The sequence below is a fragment of the Actinoplanes sp. NPDC048791 genome (assembly GCF_040650095.1).
Classification (GTDB): domain Bacteria; phylum Actinomycetota; class Actinomycetes; order Mycobacteriales; family Micromonosporaceae; genus Actinoplanes.
Genome location: NZ_JBEZGQ010000739.1, coordinates 1 through 4372, shown reverse-complemented (window position 1 = coordinate 4372; position 4372 = coordinate 1). Strand labels below are relative to the sequence as shown.

The following is a 4372-nucleotide window of genomic DNA, read 5'->3' as shown; positions in this document are numbered from 1 at the left end:
CGGCGGTGGTGGCCTCGGCCGTGGCGCGCTGATCGAGGTAGGCGTCCAGCGCGGCCGCCGCGTACGGGGTCAGCGCCCGGCGCCGCGGCTTGCCGCCCTTGCCGACGAACCGCACACTGCGATGCCCACGCTCGACGCCGACGTCGGCGACGTCCAGGCCGACCAGCTCACCGACGCGCAGACCCAGGTCGGCCAGTAGCGCGACAGCCGCCCGGTGCCGCAGCGCCGCCGGCCCGGCCTCGGCCTCGACGGCGCCCAGCAGCGCGTCGACCTCCTCCGGGGACAGCCCGACAGTGGCGGAGTGGTCCCGGGAGACCGGCGGGCGGTCCGCGCCACCGACCGGGTTCGCGTCGATCGCGCGCAGCTTGACCAGGAAGTCGTACCAGCTGGACAGCCCGGACAGTTTGCGCGCCACCGTGGCCGGGGCCAGCGACTGCGCCTCCAGGCCCCGGGCGTACGCGTTGACGTCCAGGAACGACGCCCGCAACGGGTCCACCTCCCGCTGCGCGCACCACGCCAGCCACGCCGCGACGTCACGCCGGTACGCGTCGCGGGTGTGCGCCGACAGCCGCCGGTTGGCCAGCCACGCCTCGGTGACCTGTTCGGCGCTGCCGCCGACGGTGACCACGCCTGCGCTCTGCCTGGGGATCAGCGTCGACATGGCCACCATCGTGTCAGCTCTGCCGCACCTGACCGTCCGCGACATGCCAGGTACGGGTGTGCCCGACGGCGCCGGCGAAGTACCGGTCGTGGGTCACCGTCAAAAGCGTCCCCCGGTACGCGCGCAGCGCCTGCTCGATGACCTCCAGCGCGTCGAAGTCCAGGAAGTTCGTCGGCTCGTCGAGCAGCAGGATCCGCGCCGGGCTGTTGACCATGACGGCCAGCAGCAGCCGCCGCAGCTCCCCGGCGGACAGGCTGCGCAGGCTCGCCCCCCACTGGTCGGGCCCGAACTGGTGCCCGGCCAGCAGCCGTTCGGCGTCCTCGGCGTAGACCGGCACCCGGGAACGGAAGAAGTCCAGCACCGTCGTGCCGGTGCGCAACCCGTCGGAGGTCTGCGGCAGCACGGCCAGTTCCACCTCGGCGTGCTCGGCGATCGCGCGCAGCAGGGTGGTCTTGCCGGCGCCGTTGCGGCCGGTGATCAGGATCCGGTCGCCGCGCCGCACGTCCAGATCGACACCGTCGAGCAGGGTCCGGTCGCCGAGCTTGACGGTCAGGTCGTGCACGGCCAGCACGGTGTCGTGGTCGGCGCGCTCGTCGGCCGGGAACGCCAGGGTCAGCGGCGGGCGGGTCCGCGGCTCGGCGATCCACCGGGCCGACTCCATCTGCCGGCGCAGCCGCCGCTCGCGGGCCTTGGCCTTCTGCGCCACCTTCTTGGCGATGCGGCGCAGGTGCGGCGCCTCGACCCCGGACCGGACGGTCGTCTCGACGAACCGGGCCTGCTGCTTGGTGCGTTCGATGTCCTGTTCCCAGCGGATCCGGTCCTTCTCCTGCGCCTCGTAGTCCAGCAGCAGCCGCTGCCAGCGGCGGGCCTTCTCCTGCCGGTAGGCGGTGTAGCCGCCGCCGGGATAGTCCTGGGGCTGCTCGTGGATGCCGTCGAGCTCGACGACGTGGGTGACCACGGCGTCCAGGAACGCCCGGTCGTGGCTGACCGCCAGCACCCCGCCGGGGAAGTCGCGCAGCCAGTCCGCGAGCCAGGCGGCGCCCTCGGCGTCCAGATGGTTGGTGGGTTCGTCGAGCAGCAGCAGCCCGGGGGCGTCCAGCAGGGCCCGGGCCAGCAGCAGCCGGGCCTGCTCACCGCCGCTGACCTCGCTCAGGCGCAGGTCGGCGGGCAGGTGGTCGATGTCGAGACGCTGGCGGATCTCGGTCAGCCGGGTCTCGCCGGTCCAGCCCTCCAGGGCGGTCCAGCGTTCCTGGACCTGGCCGTACTCGTCGAGGACGTCGGCGCCACGCTCGAGCGCGGCCTCCAGCTGCCGCAGCCGTTCGGTGACGGCGGCGAGCTCACCGAGCCCGGCGGTGAGGAACTCCCCGACGGTGCCCTGCGGGTCGGCGACCTGCTGCGGCACGTACCCGACCCGGGTGCCGGGGGCGCGGGTCACACTGCCGGAGGTCGGCGTGAGCTCGCCGGCCAGCACGCGCAGCAGCGTCGTCTTGCCGGCCCCGTTGGGGCCGACGACACCGATGCGGTCGCCGGGACCGACGATCAGGTCGAGGTCGGAGAAGAGCAGATCACCGTCGTGGGCGCGGCTGATCGAAGCGGCTTTCAACAAGGAGTCCTCCAGGGACCGATACCGACAGGGGTACGGCGACCCGCGCGCGACCAGCGAAGGGCGGCGCGTGCACGGGTCGGGTCGGTATCACACGGAGGTGACGACTCCTCGGGCTCGGCGGCAGGTGCTCGGGAACCACTCTGACGCGGTCCCGGCGGTGCCGCAACTCATTTGTCAGGCGGCGTAGGCGACCGACGTCTGCATGCCCTGCACGTCGGTCACGGCCAGCCGCGACGCCATCGTGCTGCGCGCCGCGATCTGCGCCGCGTACGCCGCCCGGCGCCGCGCCACGCAACCGTCACCCTTGGCCGGGCCGGCGTCCTGCTGCTCCATGTGCGTGCTCAGACCGTCCTTGAGCAGCGCCAGAGCCTCGGTCCGCAGCTGCGACACCCGCGACTCGGTGACGCCCAGCTCCGCGGCGACCTCGGCCAGCGGCCGCTCCTGCAGGTACGACGCCTCGACCACGAACCGCAGCCGCTCCGGCAGCACCGCCACCGCATCGTGCAGGTAACCGATGCGCTCGCGGTGCAGCAGCGTCTCCTCCGGGTTCATCGAGTCCTCGGTGACCATGTCCTCGGCCGCCCCGGCGGTGAAACCCTGCAACGACAGCACCGCCGCGCGCTGCACGTCGTCGTCGACCGTGGCCAGCTCGCTGACCCCCACGCCGAGCAGCTCGGCCAGCTCCGACGGGCTCGGCGTGCGGCCCAGCTGCGCGGTCAGCTCCTGCCGCGCCACGTCCGCGCGGCGGGCCCGGGCCCGCACCGACCGGCTCGCCCAGTCCATGCTGCGCAACTCGTCCAGCAGGGCCCCGCGGACCCGCACGGCGGCGAAGCGCCCGAACGGGATGCCCCGGCCCGCGTCGAACGCCTGCGCGGCCGTGACCAGCGCCGCGTACCCGGCCGAGGCCAGGTCGTCGCGGTGCACGTGCGCGGGAACCTTGAACAACATCTCCCGGACCAGGTGACCCACCAGCGGCATGTTCTCGCGGATCAGCTGCTCCAGCTCGCGGCTGACGGTCTTCGTCGTGGCTGCGGACATCGTGTGTTCCCCCTCGTGTGTGTCGCCCGGTGACGGCTCACCGGCTGACAGGGGGAACTTTTCGTGGCGCTGGGTGCAGACTCCGGTCGCGTTCGGTTGCCGGACGGTTGCACTGCGAAAAAGCCTAAAGTCCGCCCGAGGGCGGCAACGAGCTGCGGCTACGCCAGCAGCCAGCCGTTGTCGACGGCCAGGCGGACCGCCTCGGCCCGGGTACGCGCCCCGGTCTTGCCGATCACCGACGACAGGTGATTACGCACCGTGCCTTCCGACAGGCGCAGCTCCCGGGCGATGTCAGCCACCGTGCCGCCGTCACGGGCCGCCCGCAGCACATCACTCTCCCGCTCGGTCAGCGGCGAGTCCCCGTGCGCCAGCGACTGCGCCGCCAGGGCCGGATCGACCACCCGCAGCCCCTCGTGCACCCGGCGCACCATGTCGGCCAGCTGCCGCGCCGGAGTGTCCTTGACCACGAAACCGCTGGCGCCGGCGGCCATCGCCTGCCGCAGATACCCGGCCCGGCCGAACGTGGTCACCATCAGCACCCGGCAGCCCGGCACCGCCGCCCGCAACGCCCGCGCCGCCGCGACCCCGTCCAGCCCCGGCATCTCCACATCCAGCAGCGCCACGTCCACGGCATGACCCCGGACCGCGTCGACGACCTCGTCACCCCGGCCGACCTCGGCCACCACCTGCAGATCGGGCTCCATGTCGAGCAGGGCCGCCATCGCCCCGCGGACCAGCGCCTGGTCGTCGGCCAGCAACAACCGGATCATGCCGGCACCTCCACCCGTACCCGGAAACCCGGCCCGTCGCCCCGGCGACCGACCGTCAGTGTCGCCCCGGCCGCGTCAGCACGGCGCCGCAGCCCGACCAGACCCTGACCGTCGCCGGCCGGCGCACCGTCACCCGGCCCGTCGTCGACGATCTCCACACTCTGCGGCGCCAGCCGCACCGCGCAATGCCCCGCCCGGCTGTGCCGCACCACGTTGGTGACCGCCTCCCGGATCGTCCACGCGAACAGCTCCCGGTTGCGCGTGGGCACCGCATCGGTGGCCCCCGGCAGCTCCGCG

4 protein-coding genes and 1 pseudogene are annotated in these 4372 nt (G+C 73.5%); all 5 read right to left on the bottom strand.

Translation table 11 applies throughout. The features are described from left to right. Positions 1-670: site-specific integrase (locus AB0C29_RS35850; RefSeq protein WP_360830002.1), on the bottom strand; the 670-nt coding region annotated here is incomplete at its 3' end. Between the two features lie 4 nt (positions 671-674). Beyond that, a complete protein-coding gene (locus AB0C29_RS35845; RefSeq protein ID WP_360829999.1) occupies positions 675-2264 on the bottom strand; it encodes an ABC-F family ATP-binding cassette domain-containing protein in 1590 nt (529 codons plus the stop codon). Between the two features lie 177 nt (positions 2265-2441). Beyond that, the gene (locus AB0C29_RS35840; protein ID WP_360829997.1) at positions 2442-3305 is read right to left on the bottom strand and encodes a sigma-70 family RNA polymerase sigma factor; all 864 of its coding nucleotides are present in this window, start codon (positions 3303-3305) and stop codon (positions 2442-2444) included. Positions 3306-3463: 158 nt separating this feature from the next. Beyond that, positions 3464-4075: a response regulator transcription factor gene (locus AB0C29_RS35835; RefSeq protein WP_360829994.1), complete on the bottom strand. Its 612-nt coding sequence runs from the start codon at positions 4073-4075 to the stop codon at positions 3464-3466. Next, a pseudogene (locus AB0C29_RS35830) lies at positions 4072-4372 on the bottom strand (sensor histidine kinase); the annotation flags it as partial. The pseudogene AB0C29_RS35830 and the gene AB0C29_RS35835, both read right to left, overlap by 4 nt.